The 22,077-nt window shown below is 49.1% G+C and carries 18 protein-coding genes, 1 other RNA gene and 1 pseudogene; 13 read left to right on the top strand and 7 right to left on the bottom strand.

What is annotated here, in order from left to right; genetic code table 11:
- Positions 1-4 precede the first annotated feature (4 nt).
- The 8 genes from arnD (at position 5) to IEV89_RS07195 (ending at position 7,922) form a co-directional block, all read left to right on the top strand.
- On the top strand, positions 5-904 hold the full coding sequence (gene arnD, locus IEV89_RS07230) for a 4-deoxy-4-formamido-L-arabinose-phosphoundecaprenol deformylase (protein WP_188471970.1): 900 nt from the start codon (positions 5-7) through the stop codon (positions 902-904).
- A gap of 2 nt (positions 905-906) precedes the next feature.
- Complete coding sequence (gene arnT, locus IEV89_RS07225) at positions 907-2,574, top strand: lipid IV(A) 4-amino-4-deoxy-L-arabinosyltransferase (protein ID WP_188472421.1); 1,668 nt, start codon at positions 907-909, stop codon at positions 2,572-2,574.
- Complete coding sequence (gene arnE, locus IEV89_RS07220; protein WP_188471968.1) at positions 2,571-2,903, top strand: 4-amino-4-deoxy-L-arabinose-phosphoundecaprenol flippase subunit ArnE; 333 nt, start codon at positions 2,571-2,573, stop codon at positions 2,901-2,903. The genes arnT and arnE overlap by 4 nt, the downstream gene beginning before the upstream one ends.
- 14 nt (positions 2,904-2,917) lie before the next feature.
- Positions 2,918-3,307: a 4-amino-4-deoxy-L-arabinose-phosphoundecaprenol flippase subunit ArnF gene (gene arnF / locus IEV89_RS07215; protein WP_188472419.1), complete on the top strand. Its 390-nt coding sequence runs from the start codon at positions 2,918-2,920 to the stop codon at positions 3,305-3,307.
- Between the two features lie 167 nt (positions 3,308-3,474).
- A complete protein-coding gene (locus IEV89_RS07210; protein WP_188471966.1) occupies positions 3,475-3,954 on the top strand; it encodes an NlpC/P60 family protein in 480 nt (159 codons plus the stop codon).
- A gap of 287 nt (positions 3,955-4,241) precedes the next feature.
- Entirely contained in the window at positions 4,242-5,255 is a 1,014-nt protein-coding gene (lplA, locus tag IEV89_RS07205; RefSeq protein WP_188471964.1) for a lipoate--protein ligase, read from the top strand.
- Between the two features lie 353 nt (positions 5,256-5,608).
- The gene (locus IEV89_RS07200; RefSeq protein ID WP_188471962.1) at positions 5,609-6,337 is read left to right on the top strand and encodes an EAL domain-containing protein; all 729 of its coding nucleotides are present in this window, start codon (positions 5,609-5,611) and stop codon (positions 6,335-6,337) included.
- A gap of 130 nt (positions 6,338-6,467) precedes the next feature.
- Positions 6,468-7,922, top strand: coding sequence for a protein adenylyltransferase SelO (locus IEV89_RS07195; protein ID WP_188471960.1), 1,455 nt, complete (start codon positions 6,468-6,470; stop codon positions 7,920-7,922).
- A 9-nt stretch (positions 7,923-7,931) separates the two neighbouring features.
- Here the strand turns inward: IEV89_RS07195 and IEV89_RS07190 are convergent.
- From IEV89_RS07190 to ppsR, 4 genes and pseudogenes are all read right to left on the bottom strand, one after another.
- Positions 7,932-8,282, bottom strand: a pseudogene (locus IEV89_RS07190) (ATP-binding cassette domain-containing protein); the annotation flags it as partial.
- Positions 8,283-8,423: 141 nt separating this feature from the next.
- Positions 8,424-8,624, bottom strand: coding sequence for a hemin uptake protein HemP (gene hemP / locus IEV89_RS07185; RefSeq protein ID WP_188471958.1), 201 nt, complete (start codon positions 8,622-8,624; stop codon positions 8,424-8,426).
- A 259-nt stretch (positions 8,625-8,883) separates the two neighbouring features.
- Positions 8,884-9,930, bottom strand: coding sequence for a 3-deoxy-7-phosphoheptulonate synthase (locus IEV89_RS07180; RefSeq protein ID WP_188471956.1), 1,047 nt, complete (start codon positions 9,928-9,930; stop codon positions 8,884-8,886).
- A gap of 127 nt (positions 9,931-10,057) precedes the next feature.
- Positions 10,058-10,879, bottom strand: a complete 822-nt coding sequence (ppsR, locus tag IEV89_RS07175) for a posphoenolpyruvate synthetase regulatory kinase/phosphorylase PpsR (protein ID WP_188471954.1) — start codon at positions 10,877-10,879, stop codon at positions 10,058-10,060.
- Positions 10,880-11,387: 508 nt separating this feature from the next.
- Here ppsR and ppsA point away from each other — a divergent pair.
- On the top strand, positions 11,388-13,772 hold the full coding sequence (gene ppsA / locus IEV89_RS07170; protein ID WP_188471952.1) for a phosphoenolpyruvate synthase: 2,385 nt from the start codon (positions 11,388-11,390) through the stop codon (positions 13,770-13,772).
- Positions 13,773-13,930: 158 nt separating this feature from the next.
- On the opposite strand, the gene rprA is transcribed toward ppsA, so the two are convergent.
- Together rprA and ydiK are read right to left on the bottom strand one after the other, a co-directional pair.
- Positions 13,931-14,041: antisense sRNA RprA (gene rprA, locus IEV89_RS07165), an RNA gene on the bottom strand.
- A gap of 223 nt (positions 14,042-14,264) precedes the next feature.
- Positions 14,265-15,362, bottom strand: a complete 1,098-nt coding sequence (gene ydiK / locus IEV89_RS07160; RefSeq protein WP_188471950.1) for an AI-2E family transporter YdiK — start codon at positions 15,360-15,362, stop codon at positions 14,265-14,267.
- A gap of 272 nt (positions 15,363-15,634) precedes the next feature.
- Here ydiK and ydiJ point away from each other — a divergent pair, with 272 nt between their 5' ends.
- Together ydiJ and IEV89_RS07150 are read left to right on the top strand one after the other, a co-directional pair.
- Positions 15,635-18,691, top strand: a complete 3,057-nt coding sequence (gene ydiJ / locus IEV89_RS07155) for a D-2-hydroxyglutarate dehydrogenase YdiJ (RefSeq protein ID WP_188471948.1) — start codon at positions 15,635-15,637, stop codon at positions 18,689-18,691.
- An 18-nt stretch (positions 18,692-18,709) separates the two neighbouring features.
- Positions 18,710-19,129 carry a hotdog fold thioesterase gene (locus tag IEV89_RS07150; protein WP_188471946.1) on the top strand — a complete coding sequence of 140 codons (420 nt, stop codon included), beginning with the start codon at positions 18,710-18,712 and terminating at the stop codon, positions 19,127-19,129.
- A 98-nt stretch (positions 19,130-19,227) separates the two neighbouring features.
- Here IEV89_RS07150 and IEV89_RS07145 read toward each other — a convergent pair whose 3' ends face one another.
- Entirely contained in the window at positions 19,228-19,632 is a 405-nt protein-coding gene (locus IEV89_RS07145) for a hypothetical protein (protein WP_188471944.1), read from the bottom strand.
- 486 nt (positions 19,633-20,118) lie between these two features.
- Between IEV89_RS07145 and sufA the strand changes: the two genes are divergently transcribed.
- Together sufA and sufB are read left to right on the top strand one after the other, a co-directional pair.
- Positions 20,119-20,490, top strand: a complete 372-nt coding sequence (gene sufA / locus IEV89_RS07140; RefSeq protein ID WP_188472417.1) for a Fe-S cluster assembly scaffold SufA — start codon at positions 20,119-20,121, stop codon at positions 20,488-20,490.
- Between the two features lie 44 nt (positions 20,491-20,534).
- On the top strand, positions 20,535-22,058 hold the full coding sequence (gene sufB / locus IEV89_RS07135) for a Fe-S cluster assembly protein SufB (RefSeq protein ID WP_188471942.1): 1,524 nt from the start codon (positions 20,535-20,537) through the stop codon (positions 22,056-22,058).
- The last annotated feature ends 19 nt before the right edge of the window (positions 22,059-22,077 follow it).

Raw genomic sequence — 22,077 nt, 5'->3', positions numbered from 1 at the left:
GTGCATGAAAAAAGTCGGTCTACGAATTGATGTCGACACATGGAGTGGCACCCGAAAGGGTGTCCCTCAATTACTGCGTGTTTTGGAAAAACATCACATCACTGCCAGCTTTTTCTTCAGCGTAGGTCCGGACAACATGGGGCGCCATTTATGGCGCCTCTTACGTCCCCGCTTTCTGTGGAAAATGCTGCGCTCAAATGCAGCGTCACTGTACGGTCTGGATATTCTGCTGGCCGGTACGGCTTGGCCGGGTAAAAAGATATATCGTGATTTTGCCTCTCTGATGAAAGAAACGGCTGAGCGCGGTCATGAAGTTGGCTTGCATGCCTGGGATCACCAGGGCTGGCAGGCGAAAGTGGCGAAATGGTCAAAGCCTCAGTTGGAAAATCAAATCCGTCTCGGTCTGGATGCGCTTCAAAACAGTATCGGCCGAGCGGTTGATTGCTCTGCGGTTGCCGGATGGCGTGCCGATCAGCGGGTTATTGACGTCAAACAAACGTTTGGTTTTCGCTATAACAGTGACTGCCGGGGAAAACGACCCTTCTTACCCATGCTGGAAAATGGTGAAGTAGGCACGGTACAAATCCCAGTAACGTTGCCGACCTACGATGAAGTCATTGGCAATGAAGTGACCACGGCCACGTTCAATGATTTTATTTTGCAGGCCATTAAGGATGACTGCGGTGTACCGGTCTATACCATTCATGCCGAAGTGGAAGGTATGTCGCTGGCGGATATGTTTGATGACTTACTGACCCGCGCTGCCCTACAGGGCATTCAGTTCTGCGCACTGGGTGAATTATTACCTGCTGATCTGACCAGTCTGCCCGTCGGTCGTGTTGTTCGTTCCACGTTCCCTGGGCGAGAAGGGTGGTTAGGTTGCCAGCAAGAAGGATGTTCCTGATGTTGAAAGCGTACAAAGGTATATGGAGCACTGTTCTTCTCCTGTTCTTTGCCTTGGTCTATTTGGTTCCGTTGAATACCCGTCTATTGTGGCAACCCGATGAAACGCGTTATGCCGAAATCAGCCGTGAAATGCTGCAACGGGGTGATTGGGTGGTACCGCATCTTCTCGGCTTGCGATATTTTGAAAAACCGATAGCCGGTTACTGGTTTAATAACATCAGCCAGATGATTTTTGGTGACACCAATTTTGCGGTGCGCTTTGGTTCCGTATTTTGCACGCTACTCAGCACGATTCTGGTGTTCTGGATGGCGATGCTAATGTGGCGTAACCGCCAGACAGCCTGTGTCGCGGCGCTGATTTATCTCTCATCCCTTCTGGTTTTTACTATCGGAACCTACAGCGTTCTTGATCCGATGATAACGCTGTGGATGAGTGCGGCAATGGTCGCGAGTTACTACTGTTTGCGTGTCACCGGTACAAAGCAGAAAGCCCTAAGTTGGATTGCACTCGGTCTGGCATGTGGTATGGGTTTTATGACCAAAGGCTTTCTGGCATTGGCCGTTCCGGTGATCGCCGTGTTGCCGATCGTCTGGCGGGAAAAGCGGTTTAAAACCCTGTTGGGCTGGGGGCCACTGGCCATCCTTAGCGCTATTCTACTGAGTTTGCCCTGGGTATTAGCGATTGCGCATCGAGAACCGGACTTCTGGAATTATTTCTTCTGGGTTGAGCATATTCAGCGTTTTGCCGAACAGAATGCTCAACACAAAGCACCTTTCTGGTATTACGTTCCTGTCATTTTCCTCGGAGCACTGCCATGGATGGGACTATTACCGGGCGCGTTAATTAGTGGTTGGACCAAGCGGGTAATGCGTCCTGAACTGTTTTTCCTGTTGAGTTGGACGGTAATGCCGCTGATCTTTTTCAGTATTGCCAAAGGGAAATTACCGACTTACATTCTGCCGTGTTTTGCTCCACTGGCACTGCTGATGGCTGACTATTTGGACCAGATACGCTTATCTGGGCGTTTAAAAGCGCTCAAGGCTAATGGTATTATTAACATTATTTTTGGGGTGCTAGCGGTCGCTGCACTGGTGGTGATCTCTGGTCGTTTACCGTTGCACATCAAACCCGTCTATACGGCAGGAGAATTTCCGAAAGTCCTGATAGCGATTTTGTGCTTCGCAGTTTGGGCACTTGCGGGGGTAATCAGTCTAACCTCATTGCGTCGTCGCTGGTATTGGGCGGCAGCATGTCCGCTGGTCTTAGCCTTGCTAGTGGGGCAGGTTATCCCACAAAAAGTTATCGACTCTAAACAACCGCAGGTATTTGTTGATGCCAACATCGCATTGTTAAAAGCGAGCAAGTACGTTTTGGCTGATAACGTTGGGATAGCAACCGGCCTCGCCTGGACACTGAAGCGTAGTGATATCTTGATGTATGATGAAAAAGGCGAACTGCAGTATGGTCTGGGTTATCCGGACGCTGAAAATCATTATATTGGTGCTAACAGTTTCCCAGCATGGCTACAAAATGCACGTCAGCAAGGTGCTGTCACTGTTGTTATTAAGCAAGAGAGCATAGGTGCGGATAATTCCAAGCTTCCACGACCAGATAAAGTTGTTGAGATGGATCGCTTATCCCTATTGTTCTACAACAAATTACCATGATCGGTTATTTGCTGGTACTCGTGGTCAGCGTACTGACCTGCGCGGGGCAGCTTTGTCAGAAGCAGGCCGCGCAGATCGGTAAGGGTAACGTTGGCAGTGTGCTCCGATGGCTCGCGTTGGCGGTCTGTCTGCTGGGGTTAGCTATGCTGTTGTGGCTGCGTGTGCTGCAACAGCTACCGCTGAGCATTGCCTATCCGATGCTTAGCCTTAATTTTGTGCTGATCACCCTCAGCGCTCGCTGGATATTCAAAGAGCAGATTGACCGGCGCCACTGGGTGGGTGTCGGTTTTATCATGTTAGGAATAGCGCTGATGAGTGTGACTGCATGAAAACGACAGAATGGATGAAGGGCTATGCCTGGGGAAGCGCCAGTTTGCTACTGGTGACATTGGCGCAACTGCTGATGAAGTGGGGAATGGTACAAATCCCGCTGCTTTCACTCTCTGATATACATTTATCGTGGTTTCTCGATCATCTGCCGCCGCTAATCGCCGTCGCCTGTGGTATCACTGGCTACGTCCTGTCGATGGCTTGCTGGTACTTCACGCTGCAGGTATTGCCCCTGCATCGAGCCTATACGCTGCTCAGCCTTAGCTACGCATTGGTCTACCTGGCTGCAGTGACGCTGCCCTGGTTCAATGAAGACTTGCATCTGTTGAAAACCTGCGGCGGATTGCTGGTGTTGTTTGGGGTCTGGCTTATCCACAGCAAACCAGCTCAGAATGCGCACTGAAGCGATAAACTCTAATGAATTTGCGTTTTTCGATTGGATGACGGATAAAATAGCGTTAGATTCTTTTTATCCTCAAATAACCTGCTCTTAGAGTTCAGTGGTGTGCTCCGACTGCTCTCTGAGCTGATACTGTCACTGTGACTGTCATCCATGAAGGAAGAAGCGCCATGCGTTGGAAGACCGGAACACTCTATTCTCTGCTGATATTCGCTGCGCTGGTGCTCAATGGCTGTAGCAGCCATGCACCACCACCGAGTGGTAAAATGTCGGACTCTATTGCTGTTGTCGCACAGTTAAACGATCAACTTAGCCAATGGCATGGCGCGCCGTATCGCTATGGTGGCCTTCAGCCGAGCGGCGTTGACTGTTCTGGGTTTGTTTTCCGCACTTACCGTGACCGCTTCGGTGTTATCTTGCCGCGCACCACCACTGCGCAGACTAAAATCGGCAATAAAGTCCCCCGTGACGAACTGCTTCCCGGCGATCTGGTCTTTTTCAAAACCGGCAGCGGTGAAAATGGTTTACACGTGGGGATTTACGACACTGACGATCAGTTTATTCATGCTTCCACCAGTCAGGGGGTTACCCGTTCCTCACTCGACAATGTTTACTGGCGGAAGGTCTACTGGCAAGCGCGCAGAATCTAATCCCCGTCATCCCTCAAGCCATCTCGGTATTGATTTTCCTTACTTATGCGGATGCTCCCGGAGGGTTATCTCTTCGCGCTGCAAGCTGCGTGCAACTCTGCTCCTGGCAGGTTTATCACCTCGCCCACTGACTTGAGTGAGCTTGTGAGGTTAATTCGGTTGCTGCCTTGATGTCACTTGCATGCTTTTTGGGCAATCAATGATTTCGATGTCCACGCCGCCTGTGCATATTTAGCTGGCTTTATTACTGCTATCATCCCGTCAGATTTCCTTCAGGATGAAACGTGATGAAACCTCTCAGATTACTGCTTTCCGACTCTTACGATCCTTGGTTTAATCTCGCGGTGGAAGATTGTATCTTCCGTCAAATGACCACTCAGCGGGTGTTGTTCCTGTGGCGTAATGCTGAAACCGTGGTGATCGGGCAGGCACAGAACCCATGGAAAGAGTGCAATACTCGTCGAATGGAACAGGACGGCATCCGGCTTGCCAGACGAAGTAGTGGGGGCGGGGCAGTGTTCCATGATCTGGGTAATACATGTTTTACGTTCATGGCCGGAAAGCCGGAATACGATAAAAGCGTATCAACGGCCATTATTCTCAATGCGCTGAAATCGCTCGGTATCAGTGCCAGTGCTTCAGGGCGCAACGATCTGGTCGCTAATACGGCTGATGGTGAACGCAAGATTTCCGGTTCGGCGTATAAAGAGACTCAGGATCGTGGCTTTCATCACGGTACTTTATTACTCAATGCAGACCTCAGTCGCTTAGCAAACTATCTTAATCCGGATCCGAAAAAGTTACAGGCCAAAGGTATCACCTCGGTGCGTTCGCGCGTCGCCAATCTCAGTGAACTCATGCCTGAGATTAATCATTCGCTAATTTGTGATGCAATTATTAAATCCTTTTTTGAATGGTATGGCTTACAGGTTAAACCGGAAATTATTTCACCGGATGTCTTCCCCAATTTACCCGGTTTTGCCGAGCAATTTGCTAAACAGAGCAGTTGGGAGTGGAATTTCGGTAAAGCACCCGCATTTAGCCATTTACTCAATGAGCGCTTTGTTTGGGGCGGCGTAGATATTCACTTTGATATTTTTAAAGGAAAAATCAGCCGTGTACAGATCTTTACTGACAGTCTCAATCCCGCACCATTAAATGCTTTATCGCTGAAATTGGCAGGCATTTTTTATCGTCCAGAAGACATCGCTATACAATGCCAGCAAATAATCACCCAATATCCGGCACAGTGTTCAGAGCTTAACGAACTGCAACACTGGCTGGTCAGTTGCGTACAGTGATGCCAGGCTCAATTTATGTCATTGGCGTTGATGCACAGCGTCGATAAATTAACGACCCCGCGCGAGTTGACAGAATGGCGGCAATCGGCCACTCGCGATGAGATAAGCAATAACCGCCTTTCCCTTCTAAGCTCCAGTTAAGAGAGAGTACTAAGGGGGTATAATCCTAAAAATATTAATTTCGCTTCCTTTTAGGAAACCCAGACAACATGATTAACATCAGACAGGCACTTTTCGGTATCAGTCAAAGGATTCTTTCGGGAGGGCCCCGAAGCTCTGGTACCTTTTTGATTTGATTGATATGCAAAATTTTTATTAATCATTGCATAGCGTCGGTGATGTTCTGGGAAAAAATGAAAATACAATTCGATGCGGTCTTTAACAGCCGCTACCTATGCCAGCCAATATATTCCGGGGAAGGGAAATTATTAGCGGTTGAGTTAGTTTGTCGATTTGTAAGTATCGACAATAAGCTACTGATGCCGACAGAGCTGGCTTTGAATTCATTAAATACTCAGCAACTGACTCACTTTTTAACTGAGCAATTGTTCTGGGTCAAAGAGCACGCATGCTGGTTTGAGGAAAATCAGGTAGTACTCAATATTCCAATCGAACAAAAGCTGGCAAAAATTATTATAGAGAATGTTCAGATACGTGAGCGCCTTAAGGCTTATTCCTTTATTCATCTCTGTATTGGTGAGACATTTCCCCTGATTTCAGAAGGCCAACGCAATTCACATTTAATGATATTAAAAAGTCATTTCACGTTATGGCTTGACGATTTTGGTTCAGGTAATGCCAATATGGCACCGGTATTCGACCATGTTTTCAGCTGGGTTAAGCTTGATCGTTCTTTTTTCTGGGAGCTTTTTCGGGGTGAAAATTACACCATCGTTCTACCTTTACTAATAAAAAACGTTAATCGATTCTGTCGCAACATTGTGATAGACGGTTTGGACAGTATGGAGTACTTCGAAGCACTAAATAAGAGCGAGGTACAGGGTATGAAAGGGCGGTTATGGCCTGGTGTAGAGGATTCCGCGCTGAATTCTTTGTTACACAAGCCTCCCCAATTTTATTGACTGAGCGTCTCTTTATTTTCCAGCGAAATGCTTTGCTCCGGGTTAATCCGCCGTTCATTTATAATCTCCCTGCTTTCCCTCTGTGTTAATCAATGCCCCAGCGCTCTACACTGAAAGAAAGGGGGGTCTTATGCCAAAATTTGAACATAACTATGCTGACCAGCTTGGTGGTTTTTATACCGAACTCAAACCCACGCCGCTCAAAGGGGCAAAGTTGCTCTATCACAGCGAACCCCTGGCGCAGGAACTGGGGTTGGACGCGAACTTATTTGATGGCACTCACCGCGAATTTTGGTGCGGTGAAGCATTTTTCCCAGGTATGAAACCCCTGGCACAAGTTTATAGCGGGCATCAGTTTGGTGCCTGGGCTGGGCAACTTGGTGATGGACGCGGAATTTTGCTGGGTGAGCAGGTGTTACCTGATGGACGTCATTATGACTGGCATCTAAAAGGCGCCGGATTGACGCCCTATTCGCGCATGGGCGATGGTCGCGCCGTGCTGCGTTCAGTGGTCCGTGAGTTTCTTGCATCAGAAGCACTGCACCATTTATCGATTCCGACCACCCGTGCGTTGACCATTGTCACCAGTGACGAACCGGTATTTCGTGAAAAGCCTGAGCGCGGCGCTATGCTGATGCGCGTGGCTGAAAGTCATATCCGCTTTGGCCACTTTGAGCATTTTTATTACCGTAAACAGCCTGAGCAGGTCAAACAGCTGGCAGATTACGTCATTGCTCATCACTGGCCACATTTACTGGAAAGTGAAAGCGACCCATCACGGCGTTACGCGCTGTGGTTGCAGGAGGTTGTGCAACGCACGGCCAGGCTGATTGCCCAGTGGCAAAGCGTCGGTTTTGCCCATGGTGTGATGAATACCGATAACATGTCGATCCTCGGCCTGACCATCGACTTTGGACCTTACGGTTTCCTCGACGATTATCAGCCCGGTTATATCTGTAATCATTCCGACTACCAGGGACGTTATCGTTTTGATAATCAACCGGCCGTCGCTTACTGGAACCTGCACCGTTTGGCGCAGACGCTCTCAGGTCTAATGAGCGCAGAACAGGTGCAAGGCGCAGTTGACGCTTATGAACCGGCGTTGATGGCGGCCTACGGAAAACTAATGCGCGGCAAGCTCGGTTTCCTGACGGAAGATAAGCAAGACAATGATTTGCTCACAGGTTTACTGAGCCTGATGGCGAAAGAGGGGCGCGATCACACCCGAACCTTCCGTCTGTTATGTGAGGTTGAACAACGGCAGTTTAAGTCATCGCTGCGTGATGAATTCATTGACCGAGAAGCTTTTGACGGCTGGTACAAACAGTATTGCCAGCGATTGCAGCGTGAAGAGCAGGATGATGCCACGCGTCAGCAGGCGATGAAACGCTCTAACCCGCGCATTATTCTTCGCAACTACCTGGCTCAACAGGCAATTGAAAGGGCAGAGCAGGATGACATAAGCCTACTGACCCAGCTACATCAGGCATTGCGTGATCCCTACAGTGATGCACCGCAATACAATGCGATGGCAGCTTTACCCCCGGATTGGGGGAAACATTTGGAAATTTCCTGCTCCAGTTAATTCCCCGCATTACTGCCGCAGGAATACCTGCGGCACAGCCATTTCAGGGTGCCAGGTTACGCCGAGATCGGCCTGATACCCGCGGGCGAGGATCTCTGCGGTCAGGACTTCGGCTGGCGTACCTGATGCCACCACTCTTCCTTCATGCAGCAATATAATCCGGTTGGCATACAGGGCGGCCAGATTCAAGTCGTGCATGACACAACAAACTGATAGCGGGGTTTCGCGCGTAAGCTGGTGTAGCAGTCGTAACGTATGTTGTTGATGATAAAGGTCCAGCGCAGATGTCGGCTCATCGAGAAATAGCCAGCGTGGTGACGGCCGTGGTTGCCACAATTGGCTCAATACGCGGGCCAACTCAGGGATGAAAAACGCAGCCGGGTGTTAAGGGACTTAAGCATGAGGCAATTCTCCGTATGTTTTCACATATCAATAGATTTGCTGGCTGCCTTGATCCTTGGACCTGGGTGGCTGGCGGTAAAGTCGAGAGGGTGTACCGGGTTATTTGGTCAGTATCAGTTTTCCGGCTTTTGTCTGACGCAACTGATAGCGTTGCCCATGATGAAGAATGGTGGCAACGCCAGCATTGCCCAGCAAGTCTGCACTCGAAATAGAGAGTCCGTGGTCAGCAACTTGATCCTGACTTTTCAGCGATAAATCGCCAGCGGCTGTTGGCGTAAGGCGTTCAGGTTGATCATTCATGGTTACAAATGCCAATGGTAATTAATATCAATGTGAGAATTGTTATCAAATCATTATCACTGCACATCAAGAGAAATCTGATATTAAATCACCAGTTATCTGACGCTTAACCACAAATTTTGCGCGGAAAGGGAAAAACCATGAGGAAAATCAGAGGTTGCAAAGACGTGACAGGAAAGTGTTAGAGAAATATGGCATTAAAAAGGGGACAACCTGCGGCCGTCCCCTGAGTCAGCATAAAATACGCGTTGGAATGGGATCAGAAACGGCTGTTAGTCGCCTCAGCCAGCATGGCCAGCAAGGTCTCTGTATCTTCCCAGTTCAGGCATGGGTCAGTAATCGATTTGCCATAAGTCAGCGGCTTACCGGCAACAATCGGCTGGGTGCCTTCTTCCAGGAAACTCTCTGCCATAATTCCGGCGATAGCCGTTGAACCACTGCGAATTTGCTGGCAAATATCTTCTGCCACCTGTAACTGCAAGCGATGCTGCTTCTGACAGTTACCGTGACTGAAATCAACCACCAGACGTTGCGGTAGATCGAATTCAGACAGGTTACAGCAGGCTTCCTGCAAATCATCAGCAGAGTAATTAGGCTTCTTGCCACCCCGCATGATCACGTGACCATAAGGATTACCTGCAGTGCGGTAAATCGTCATCTGACCGGTTTTGTCCGGTGAAAGAAACATATGGCTGGCACGTGCCGCGCGAATCGCGTCAATGGCGATGCGGGTATTGCCGTCGGTGCCATTTTTGAAACCCACCGGACACGAAAGGGCCGAGGCCATTTCACGATGGATCTGACTTTCGGTGGTGCGCGCACCAATAGCACCCCAGCTAATCAGGTCCGCGATATACTGGCCGATCACCATATCCAGGAATTCTGTCGCGGTCGGCATACCCAATTCGTTAATGGCCAAGAGAATTTTTCGAGCCAGTTCGATGCCATGGTTAACGCGGAACGAGCCATCAAGCTCAGGATCGGAGATTAACCCTTTCCAACCCACCACGGTGCGCGGTTTTTCAAAATAGGTACGCATCACGATTTCAAGGCGATCCTGATAACGTTCACGCAGAACGTTCAGTTTCGCGGCGTAATCTATGGCGGCTTCGATATCATGAATAGAGCACGGGCCAATCACGACCAGAAGGCGTGGATCTTCACCATTGATTATTTTTTCAATACGCTTACGTGACGCTGTCACGTTTTGTGCAACCGATGCGGAAACCGGCAGTTTCTCTGCCAGTGCCTGAGGCGTGATCAGGCTATCGATGCGCGTCGTACGCAGTTCATCTGTTTGTGACATGTGATTCTCTAAATTTGTTTCTTCGCTACGGCAGGAATACCGGGAAGTGATGGCGATCACAATAACGCAAAATTAGATGTTTTCAACCTAAGACGACGGGTTATGCCACCTTTGTCAGTAAAACCCGTTAAAACATTCGACGACTCATACCAAAGCTGTCCATTATCTTGGCTGCGATCTCTTCCACAGAATAGTTGGTGCTGTTGATATAGCGGATCTGATTTTTGCGAAAAAGCGCCTCAACTTCCGACACCTCCATGCGGCATTGGCGCATCGATGCGTAACGACTGTTCTCTACACGTTCCTGACGAATAGCGGATAACCTTTCTGGGTCGATCGTTAAGCCGAACAATTTATGCATATGCGGCTTAAGGGCTGGAGGGAGCTGTATGTTATCCATATCATCTGCTGTAAACGGATAGTTTGCAGCGCACAGACCAAATTGTAGTGCCAAATAGAGGCTGGTCGGTGTTTTGCCGCAGCGCGACACGCCCAGTAAAATCACCTGTGCCTGATCAAGATTGCGCAGGGAGATGCCGTCATCATGCGCCAGCGTGTAATCAATAGCGGCGATGCGTGCGTCATATTTACTGATATTACTCGCTGTCAGGCCGTGTGTTCGGTTGACAATCGGCGTAGGGTCAACGCCCAGCTCATTTTGTAGCGGTGCAACCAGAGCCTGCACAATGTCCTGACAGAAACCCTGGCTGCTGACAATAATGTCACGCACTTCACGTGAGATTATCGAATAAAAAACGAGCGGTCTGGCGCCGGTCTTCTCATAGATTTCATTGATTTGCTGGCAAACCGCTTTTGCGCGCCCTTGATTCTCTACGAAGGGAAGCGAAAAGGTCGTCGCATTAACCGGGAATTGTGACAGCACAGCATGCCCCAACACCTCCGCAGTGATTGCAGTACCGTCCGAAATATAAAACACCGTTCTGTCCACACCTGACTCCTGCAAAAGTTCTATTTAGCTGGCTAGCAAAGTCAGCTTTTAGATTTAACACTTCTCTGAGTTAAACATTAATAACTGTATTAATGATAAATAAAAAGCTGAAATTTTTTTTTGCGCAAACTCTGCGAAGTGTTGCGCAAAATCATTCATGAAAATGAAATGCCATTTTATTTTTTCAGAATGAAATTACATTCTTTTGAGGTGCTTCAGCACGGCTTCAGCGGGTTGATGATTTATAGGCGCATTCTTATAAATTGGCCTTTTATCATTGATACATAACGAATTGCTTGTTTTTTTGCTTGTGCGGTGAAATGACGGGGTTAGAATTTTCTTAAACAAAAATACTTTATTTAGCTGGATCGATTCACCTGTCTAAAGATTATGGATCACTATGCTAATCTAAAATAACTGAGCACTCTGAAAATCCCAATTACTTAACTCAACTATTAGCCTACTTGATTAATGAAGTAGCCTACAGAAATTAATAAAGGATTGTTTCATGGTCAATTTCGAAGCCGATTTGCGTAATGTTATCTGGTATAACCAGTTAGGTATGAACGACGTTGACAAGGTCGGGGGTAAGAATGCGTCCCTGGGAGAGATGATCACCAATCTTTCCGACTTGGGTGTTTCGGTGCCGAATGGCTTTGCCACTACCTCCCAAGCATTTAACGATTTTCTCGACCAAAGCGGCGTTAATCACCGAATTCATGACTTGCTGGACAGTGTCGATGTTGATGATATCGCTCAACTGACTAAAGCCGGGTCGCAAATACGGCAGTGGATTGTAGAAACCCCTTTCCAGCCGGAACTGGAAAAGTCGATCCGCGAGGCTTACCTACAGCTCTCCGAAGGCGAAAAAGGTGCCTCTTTTGCTGTGCGTTCTTCCGCGACAGCAGAAGATATGCCGGATGCTTCATTTGCTGGCCAGCAGGAAACCTTCCTTAATGTGCAGGGTTTTGATGCCGTACTGACTGCCGTGAAGCATGTGTATGCCTCGTTGTTTAATGACCGGGCGATCTCTTATCGCGTACATCAGGGCTATGACCACCGTGGCGTAGCCTTGTCCGCAGGCGTTCAGCGCATGGTGCGCTCTGATTTAGGCGCCGCTGGAGTGATGTTCACGATTGATACTGAATCCGGTTTTGATCAGGTGGTTTTCATCACTTCCGCTTATGGTCTTGGTGAAATGGTCGTGCAGGGCGCAGTCAATCCTGATGAGTTCTATGTACATAAACCGACACTGGCTAAAAACAAACCGGCCATTGTGCGGCGTAACATGGGCTCCAAGAAAATCCGTATGATTTATGCGGACAGTCAGGAGCACGGCAAACAGGTGCAAATTGAAGATGTACCCGCTGAACTCTGCGAACGTTTTTCTCTGACAGACGACGAAATTCAGGCACTCGCACGTCAGGCGCTGTTGATTGAGAAACATTATGGCCGCCCGATGGATATTGAATGGGCTAAAGATGGTCACAATGGGAAATTATATATTGTTCAGGCCCGTCCTGAGACAGTGCGTTCAAATGGGCAGGTTATGGAGCGCTACCAGTTGAATGGCAGCAGTAAAGTGCTGGTGGAGGGACGTGCTATCGGCCACCGTATTGGTGCCGGTCCGGTAAAAATCATCCATGACATCAGCGAAATGCACCACGTTAATGCGGGTGACGTTTTAGTGACAGATATGACCGACCCGGACTGGGAACCGATCATGAAAAAGGCGTCGGCGATAGTCACTAATCGTGGTGGTCGTACCTGTCACGCTGCAATTATCGCCCGTGAACTTGGTATTCCTGCCGTGGTGGGCTGTGGTGATGCCACCGAGAAATTAAAAGAAAAACAGAAGGTCACTGTGTCTTGCTCGGAAGGCGATACCGGCTATGTTTACCAAGATGAACTCGATTTCACTATACAAAGTTCTGAAGTCAATGAGCTACCAGAATTGCCGTTGAAAATCATGATGAATATTGGTAATCCCGACCGCGCCTTCGATTTCGCCTGTTTGCCAAACGAAGGTGTTGGGCTGGCGCGTTTGGAGTTCATTATCAACCGTATGATAGGCGTCCATCCTAAGGCTTTGCTGGAGTTTGATCAGCAGGAACCGGCATTACAGGAGGAGATCAGCAAACTGATTAAAGGGTACGACAGCCCGCGTGAATATTACGTCGCACGCTTGACCGAGGGTATCGCTACGCTCGGTGCGGCATTCTGGCCGAAACGCGTCATCGTACGTTTGTCTGATTTTAAATCCAATGAATACGCCAATCTGGTCGGTGGTGAGAAGTATGAACCCCATGAGGAGAACCCGATGCTAGGTTTCCGTGGTGCGGGCCGTTACGTTTCAGATAACTTCCGCGACTGCTTCGCACTGGAGTGCGAGGCGATGAAACGGGTGCGTAATGATATGGATCTCACAAACGTTGAAGTGATGATCCCCTTTGTGCGCACTGTGGCACAAGCCGAAGCCGTGGTGGCCGAGCTTGCGCGTCAGGGCTTGAAGCGTGGGGATAACGGACTGAAAGTGATTATGATGTGCGAGATCCCGTCTAATGCGTTACAGGCTGAGCAGTTCCTCGAACATTTTGACGGTTTCTCTATTGGTTCCAATGATATGACACAGCTGACGCTCGGTCTGGACCGCGACTCCGGGGTCGTCTCTGAGTTATTTGATGAACGTAACGAGTCGGTAAAAATCCTACTCTCAATGGCTATCAAAGCAGCCAAAAAGCAGGGGAAATATGTGGGCATTTGCGGTCAGGGTCCTTCAGACCATGAGGATTTTGCGCAATGGCTGATGGAGGAAGGTATTGACAGTTTGTCCCTCAATCCCGATACCGTCGTGCAAACCTGGCTAGCGTTAGGTGCGAAAAAAACCGCATAATCTAGACTTTAGTTGCAACGATAATCGAAGCCGTGGTGTTGAGCCACGGCTTTTTTTATCGTGTTTTAAGGCGTATTTTATTCCCGGAGAATGCATCCTGGCTAGCTTAAGACCGCGTAAGTTATGACCTGATTTAGCCACATTTCCGCTAATTCAGGACAAAAAAAAGCCCATCATAGGAGATAGGCAAAGACTACACACAGCAATATTGGTTACATAGGGTTAGGGGAAACCTTACATATAAATCAGGGGGTTGAAATCTCAACTGTTAATAATACTAGGGATTTTCGGGGTTTTCGTCTGTAAGATTTGTCTCAATAGCAACGATTACGCTATGTAACGAATTAATGAGATCTATATACAGAGTCAATCGATGATTTAGGCGGAGAGTTCAGGGGCACAAAAAAGTGGATCGCAGTCAAGATCACGCTGCCTGTCTCACGAGGAAATAACGTCATAAAGACAGGTAGCGTGGTAACGGTTATTTAGATCTTATTCATCAAGGGATCTGGCAATCTGATGAAAGTCACGTTCCGGTTCTGGCGCTTCATTGACCCAAAGTGAAATCAGGCGATATGAGACGGCCAGAACGACCGGACCAATGAATAGCCCTATCATCCCGAAGGCAAACAGGCCACCGATAACCCCAGAGAGAATGAGTAACATCGGCAGATCTGCACCCATTCGGATCAGTACCGGGCGCAAAACGTTATCGAGCGATCCAACGACACAGCTCCATACCAGAAGAACGGTGCCAAATGTGTTGTCCCCGGTCCAGTACAGCCAGATGATGGCGGGAATAAGCACCGGTAAGGGGCCGATTTGTGCCACGCAGCAAACAAACATCACTACGGTCAGAACCGTTGCGTAAGGAATACCCGCGATAGCCAACCCGATGCCACCCAGCACTGACTGCACAATCGCGGTCACGACAACACCTAGCGCGACGGCGCGGATCGCCTGACCCGCCAGGATAACGGCGGCATCACCACGCTCTGCGGCCAAACGGACAGCGAAATGGCGGATCCCCATGCCAACGTGTTCACCACGACTGTAAAGCAGGGCGCTAAATAACAGCATCAATGAACAGTGAATAATGAAACGTCCCAGATGACCGGCCTGTATCAGAAACCATGACGCAGTTTGCCCGACATAAGGCTGTACTTTCGTCATTAAGGCATTGCCGCCACCGTTAATGATTGAATGCCAACCGCTGTATAACTTATGACCGACCAGAGGAATAGAGCGCAGCCAGCTGAAGTCAGGCAAATGTAAACTGGATGGGTTACCCGCCAGTTGTACCAACGGTGCGCCATTTTCAATGGCACTGCTCACCAGCGTTGCTATAGGCAGAACAAACAGCAAAATCAGCAGGAGTGTCATCACGATCACCGCGAGAAAGCGTTTACCCCAAAGCAATCTTTGCAGTTTGATCATTAAAGGCCATGTGGCAATCACCACCATTCCCGCCCAGGCAAAACCTAAAATAAAAGGCTGGACGATCCAAATACTGGCTACCGTCATCAGGGCAATAAATAAAACCCCAAACATAATTTGAGGCAAATCATAACGTTTAATCGGGAGGTTCATTCTTCGTTCTCATAGTAGAAACTGGGCAAGGTGACAGAATAGCGCTTTCAATTACTGCAGATTGTCACTTTGGTAAGCATGGAGCATTTAGCCGTTTTTGGACAGCACACCGCGAATTTTGTTATCAGTCAACATGGTGGATTTTCGCTCTTATCAAATTTGAGGATCACTGACAACACTCAGACCAAGCACTGGAAAACGAAGTATGTTAGTTTTTATACTGGGTAAAGAACAGGGCCCGGCAAACAACAACAAAGACAGAGTCAAAATAAATGATCCCACAGATTTCACAGGCACCTGGCATTATTCAGTTGGTGCTCGATTTTTTGGAAGCGTTAAAGAAAGACGGATTTACGGGTGACGTCACGACAACCTATGCCGATCGGCTAACCATGGCGACGGATAACAGCGTTTACCAGTTATTGCCTGATGCCGTATTGTTTCCGAAAGCCACATCGGATGTCGCTTTGCTGGCGAGGCTTGCCGGGCAAGAACGTTTCCGAACGCTAGTCTTCACACCACGCGGTGGCGGTACAGGGACCAACGGGCAGTCACTGAATCGCGGAATAGTGGTGGATATGTCCCGACATATGAACCGCATTCTGGACGTGAATGTCACACAAGGATGGGTAAAAGTTGAAGCAGGCGTTATTAAAGACCAGCTCAATGATTATCTGCGACCGCTCGGTTATTTCTTCTCTCCAGAACTTTCAACCAGCAACCGGGCGACGCTCGGTGGGATGATCAATACCGATGCGTCGGGCCAGGGTTCACTGGTCTACGGTAAAACCTCTGACCACGTTTTGGGGTTGCGCGCCATTGTTATTGGTGGCGATATGCTCGATACCACGGCGATGCCGACGGAGCTTGCCGATAAACTGGGCGAAGAAGATTCGGTCATCGGGCGGATCTATCGCACCGTGCTGAACAGCTGTCGCGACAACCGAGCATTGGTGATCGAAAAATTCCCCAAACTTAACCGCTTTCTCACTGGTTATGACCTGCGCCATGTACTGAGCGATGATCTACAAACCTTTAACCTGACCCGGATTCTCACCGGTTCAGAAGGCTCGCTGGCTTTTATCACGGAAGCGCGACTGAATATTACGCCCATTCCCAAAGTGCGGCGCTTGGTCAATATTAAATATGACTCCTTTAATTCCGCTCTGCGCAATGCACCTTTTATGGTGGAGGCGAAGGCCTTGTCGGTTGAAACGGTGGACTCGAAAGTACTGAATCTGGCCCGTGAGGACATCGTTTGGCATACCGTTCGTGATTATATTACTGATGTTCCCGGCAAGGATATGCAGGGACTCAATATCGTGGAGTTTGCCGGGGACGATGACGTATTGATTGAGCGCCAGTTGGAAGCGTTGTGTGAGCGTCTGGACGGACTGATCAGCGATGGCGAAGGTGGCGTTATCGGTTATCAGATTTGTGCCGATCTTCCCGGTATTGAGCGCATCTATAATATGCGCAAGAAAGCGGTAGGTCTGCTGGGTAATGCGAAAGGTCAGGCCAAGCCATTGCCCTTTGCGGAAGATACCTGCGTTCCGCCCGAATCGCTGGCAGACTATATTGTTGAGTTCCGTGCGTTGCTCGACAGCCATAATCTAAGTTATGGCATGTTCGGTCACGTCGATGCCGGCGTTTTGCATGTCCGCCCGGCGCTGGATATGTGTGATCCACAGCAGGAAGTCTTGCTGAAGCAACTTTCAGATCAGGTCGTGGCGCTGACGGCGAAATACGGCGGCCTTCTATGGGGTGAGCATGGAAAAGGTTTCCGTGCCGAATACAGCCCGGCTTTCTTTGGTGAAGCCCTGTTTAATGAACTTCGTCGCATTAAGTCAGTATTTGACCCGGACAATCGGCTGAATCCCGGCAAAATTTGTGCCCCACTCGATTGCGATGAGCCGATGTTGAAGGTAGACGCTGAAAAGCGAGGTTCGCTGGATCGCCGCATTCCGCTGGAGGTGCGACAGTCATTTCGTGGCGCGATGGAGTGTAACGGCAACGGCCTTTGCTTTAACTTTGATGTGAAAAGCCCGATGTGTCCTTCGATGAAAATCACGGGCAGCCGTATTCATTCGCCGAAAGGGCGTGCCGGCCTGGTGCGCGAATGGCTGCGTTTACTCTCTGAGCAAGGTGTCGACCCGCTGGCGCTGGAAAATGCATTACCGCAGCAAAAAATGAGTTTTCGTCTACTTATCGACCGGACGCGCAACACCTGGTATGCCAAGAAAGGGGAGTACGATTTCTCTCATGAGGTGAAAGAGGCGATGTCCGGCTGTCTGGCCTGTAAGGCGTGTTCAACGCAGTGCCCGATAAAAATTGATGTCCCCGGTTTCCGCTCACGTTTTCTACAGCTTTACCACACCAGATATCTGCGCCCGGCGCGTGACTATTTGGTCGCTGGAGTGGAAAGCTATACGCCGCTTATGGCGAAAGCACCGAAGGTATTTAATTTCTTCTTTAGCCAACCCTGGGTCCGGGAGCTGAGCCGTAAAAGCATCGGTATGGTCGACCTGCCATTACTCTCATCGCCGACTCTACGCCAGCAATTGCTCGGCCACAGTGCAATCAAGATGACGCTGGAGCAACTGGAAGAAATTAGTCCCGAGCAGCGCAGCAACTATGTATTGATTGTGCAGGATCCCTTCACCAGCTATTACGATGCCCAGGTAGTGGCTGATTTTGTCCGTCTGGTGGAGAAGTTGGGGCTGAAACCGATTCTGCTGCCATTTTCGCCAAACGGCAAAGCGCAGCATATCAAGGGGTTTTTACAACAGTTCGCCAAAACGGCTAAGAAAACCTCTTTATTCCTCAACCGTGTTGCTCAGTTAGGCATGCCGCTGGTGGGGGTTGATCCCGCTCTGGTGCTCTGCTATCGCGACGAATATAAAGAAATCCTTGGCGCGACACGGGGTTCGTTCGAGGTCCAATTGGTACATGAATGGCTGGACAAGTTGCTGATGGATCGACCCGAACAGCAACAAAGTGGCGAATCCTGGTATCTGTTTGGGCATTGTACGGAAAGTACGGCATTGCCGGGGAGCAGCAAGCAGTGGAGCGATATTTTCGCCCGCTATGGTGCCAAACTCGAAAATGTCAGTGTCGGTTGTTGCGGCATGGCAGGGACCTATGGGCATGAAAGTAAGAATATTCAAAACTCATTGGGTATCTATGAACTGTCGTGGCACCAGTCTTTACAGCGTCTGCCGCGTCAACGCTGTCTCGCGACGGGTTACTCATGCCGCAGTCAGGTCAAACGCATTGAAGGTAATGGCTTGCGCCATCCTTTACAGGCACTACTGGAATTGATCCCTTAAAGGTTGCAGGAGCAGCACATGGCTTTTTGGAAAAGAGATACCACGCTAGAGGCGCTTAATCACGCTAGCCAAGGATGCATGGTTGGGCATATTGGGATCGAGTTTACTTTGCTGGGCGACGATCATCTCGAAGCCACTATGCCGGTTGACTCACGCACCACGCAACCCTTCGGGCTGTTGCACGGCGGTGCGTCGGTGGTACTCGCGGAGTCGATGGGTTCAATGGCCGGATATCTGTGTACGCGCGGTGAACAGCAGGTCGTTGGGGTGGAAATTAATGCTAACCATCTGCGTGCCGCAACGCAGGGCTATGTCAAAGGGGTATGCCGAGCCTTGCATGTGGGGCGCCGCAATCAGGTCTGGCAGATTGAGATCTTTGATAGCCAGGAAAAGCTGTGCTGCATTTCACGACTGACGACAATGGTGATTGATATTTAAACCGATCACGGATGTTTAATTAGATTCAGAAGGGCAGGGCGGAAGCATTTCAGGTGCTTCCGCTTTTTCATTTGCAGGACAGATTGACGCTTATTTTTTCAAAGCTGAAAAGGTACGCGTTTGACGAAGTCAGTTTGAAAGGCCTTCGCTTTTTCCCAGATACCCAACATGGCATAATAGTGACAGATTAATTTCAAGGTATGACGTGCGAAATGATAACTCTGTACCCGGAAAAGCTCGATGCGGTGGGGCGTGTTGATCTCAAGGATAAGGCGGTTATGCAGTTTACACAGTGCATGCACATAACTATGGTCATCACCGTTTTGTAGGCAGAGATTTGCCATGTCGAGGCAGTGTGTGTTGAAGCGCTTGAGCTGGGCGATGTCGGCGTCTTCGCGGCGTAGGGCGGCTTCCGTCAAATAAAAGTCTACCGTGGCGTCACGAACGGAGAATTTGTATTCGTCGATTTTTTTTTGCAGCCACGCATTAACACATTGAGTCATTCGCTTCGGTCCGATTTTTTTGAATGATAACCATTATCAATTTTAGAATTCATCATATTGGTAAATGAGCGGCGGATCAATCGGGATACTGGCATTATTTTGGATGAGGTTAATGGGCATAACATCCCTTAACTTGGTGTGGATATGGAGCTAAATAAGGCATTTCTTGACTATAAATGAACGAATTCATAAATAGGTATTTCCGATGAATGTTTTATAATAGTTATCAGGAACACTTTTTATCCCGCAGCTGGCGTGGGGAATTGGCTTTTTTTAACAAAAAATTGACAACTTATTCAATGTGTTGATGGCTGCGGTGTTTAAGACCCGCCAGCAGCTCGCTTGAGAAAGCGCAGGCGTTGAGTGACTCTCCTCACGCGAAATCGCTATACCCTCTTAAAACAAGAGGTTGAAGTGATACATGTTATCACTAGAATAGACACAATAGGTCTTGTCTATGACCCTGAAACAATCGAGGTAGGACAGATGCAAACTGAAACTGTCGGTACATTTTCTTTAGATGAAAATATTTGGCAAGGCGTGACGTTGACAGCGTCTGCTGCAAAGCAGGTTAAGACATTGATCACCCAGGATCCCGAGGTCAAAGGCCTACAGATCTCTGTTAAACAGTCGGGTTGCGCCGGTTTTGGCTATGTGCTGGACCTGACCAAGCAACCTGCCAGTGATGATCTGGTGTTTGAGCGCGATGGCGCAAAGTTGTTCATTCCTGTGAAAGCCATGCCTTTCATCGATGGCACCGAGGTAGATTTCGTCCGCGAAGGGCTTAATCAAATATTTAAATTCAATAATCCTAAAGCTCAACATGCCTGCGGGTGTGGCGAAAGCTTTGGTATTTAATTTTATTGTATAAACGAAATTGTAAACGAAGCGATGTAACCAATATGTCACGAAGCAACGTAGAAATTCCAGAGAATGTGCAGTCTTGGGTCGGCGCGGAGACGAAGTACAAGGAAGGGTTCTTCACCCAACTGGCCACCGATGAATTAGCATCTGGCATCAACGAAGATGTGGTACGTGCCATTTCCGCGAAACGCAATGAGCCTGAGTGGATGCTGGAATTTCGTCTGCAGGCTTACCATGCTTGGTTGAAAATGGAAGAGCCTCACTGGTTGAAAGCGTATTACACGCCGCTTGACTATCAAGATTACAGTTATTACTCCGCGCCTTCCTGCGGAAGCTGTGATGACACCTGTGGATCACAGCCAGGTGCAACGCAGCAGTCAACGGCCGACGCTCTGGGTATTCCTGCGACCGACGGTAAAAACTACCTGACCAGCGAAGTGGAGAAAGCCTTCGAACAGCTGGGTGTTCCCGTACGTGAAGGGCAAGAAGTGGCAGTCGATGCCATTTTCGATTCAGTGTCTGTTTCTACCACTTACCGTGAGAAGTTGGCTGAGTCAGGCGTCATTTTCTGCTCATTCGGTGAAGCCATTCACGAATACCCGGATCTGGTTCGCAAATATCTCGGTACAGTCGTCCCTGCACAGGATAATTTCTTTGCTGCACTGAACGCTGCTGTGGCTTCTGACGGCACTTTCGTTTACGTGCCGAAAGGCGTGCGTTGCCCTATGGAGCTGTCGACCTATTTCCGTATTAACGCAGCGAAAACCGGCCAGTTCGAACGTACCATCCTCATTGCCGACGAAGGCAGCTATGTGAGCTATATCGAAGGGTGTTCTGCGCCGGTTCGCGATACCTATCAGCTTCATGCGGCCGTGGTTGAAGTTATTTTGCACAAAGATGCGGAAGTGAAATATTCCACCGTGCAGAACTGGTTCTCCGGTGGCAAAGAGAGCACTGGCGGGATACTGAACTTCGTCACTAAACGCGCACTGTGTGAAGGTGCGGGTTCGAAAATGTCCTGGACACAGTCTGAAACTGGCTCTGCGATCACCTGGAAATACCCGAGCGTTATCCTCAAAGGCGATAACTCGATCGGTGAGTTCTTCTCCGTGGCGCTGACCAGCGGTCAACAGCAGGCTGATACCGGGACCAAGATGATCCATATTGGTAAAAACACCAAGTCGACCATTATTTCCAAAGGTATTTCTGCCGGCCACAGCCAGAATAGTTATCGCGGTCTGGTGAAAATTCTACCGTCGGCGGAAAACGCCCGTAACTTTACCCAATGTGACTCGATGCTTATCGGCCCGGACAGCGCGGCGCATACCTTCCCTTATGTGGAAGTACGCAACAATACTGCCCAGCTTGAGCATGAGGCCACTACCTCGAAAATCGGCGATGACCAGCTGTTCTACTGCCTGCAGCGCGGTATCAGCGAAGATGATGCCATCTCGATGATTGTTAATGGTTTCTGCAAAGATGTCTTTTCCGAGCTGCCGCTGGAGTTTGCTGTCGAAGCACAGAAACTGTTGGCGATCAGCCTTGAACACAGTGTCGGTTAATACACCGGCGAATTTTCCT

Origin of the sequence: Hafnia psychrotolerans (genome assembly GCF_014639435.1) — a bacterium.
Lineage (GTDB): Bacteria > Pseudomonadota > Gammaproteobacteria > Enterobacterales > Enterobacteriaceae > Ewingella > Ewingella psychrotolerans.
This window is presented reverse-complemented; position numbering and strand designations above follow the sequence as displayed.